The following is a 628-nucleotide window of genomic DNA, read 5'->3' as shown; positions in this document are numbered from 1 at the left end:
ATGACCACGAGCCCTGAACCTGCAATTTGCGTTCACTTCTCCACTCAATCGTTTTGTCTGGATTGAGCGCGATGACCTCGCCCGCGTAGATGCGGGGGTGAACTATCGGCAGAAAGCAAGAAACCCAGTCAATCACTGAAAATCAGCCCACGAGAAATTATTTTCAGTGCTGAATCTAAGTTCTCAGAAACCAGAAATCAAGTCCTAAAGTAATTTAGTCGATAAAGTTTCTTTTAAGTGAAGGGAGGCCGAGAAATGCCCAGTAAACACATAGATGATTTGACTTGGCGCAAAGTCGAGAAGGCCACCATCAAGGCCGTCATTGAGCTTCAAGCTGCTGTAAAAGATACGGAAGTGCTTAAGTGGTTGATATTAAAGGGATTAGAGGAGTTCACCCCCGAAGAATTTGAGAGATTCAAGCGTAGAGGTGAAGCGCCCCAGCCAAGGCAGCGGAAACGTCCAGTAAGCGGGTAGAAATGCCGAGCAGAAGAAGAGCCAAAAGCGGCGCAGTTTGGGAGGTCAGTCCCAAAATTGGGACTAAAGTAGGGTATCACTAGTACCCTACTTTCAATTTGGCTTCTGAAAGTCCGTTTCTTATTCCATTAGGGAATAAGAAAAAGCGCGTGTT

Annotated in this window: 1 protein-coding gene; it reads left to right on the top strand. The window is 46.2% G+C overall.

Annotation, left to right across the window (positions count from 1 at the left end; genetic code table 11):
* The first annotated feature begins 255 nt into the window (after positions 1-255).
* Positions 256-474 (top strand): hypothetical protein, encoded by a 219-nt coding sequence (locus tag AXE65_RS01920; RefSeq protein ID WP_068387275.1) that lies wholly within the window; start codon positions 256-258, stop codon positions 472-474.
* Positions 475-628 lie beyond the last annotated feature (154 nt).

This window comes from Ventosimonas gracilis (assembly GCF_001580025.1).
Lineage (GTDB): Bacteria > Pseudomonadota > Gammaproteobacteria > Pseudomonadales > Pseudomonadaceae > Ventosimonas > Ventosimonas gracilis.
Note: the sequence above shows the minus strand (reverse complement) of the source record. Positions and strands in the feature narration are given on the sequence as shown.

What these genes read in the sequence shown, in the direction of transcription:
- AXE65_RS01920 (WP_068387275.1), top strand. Translation starts at nt 256, where the DNA reads ATGCCCAGTAAACACATAGATGATTTGACTTGGCGCAAAGTCGAGAAG.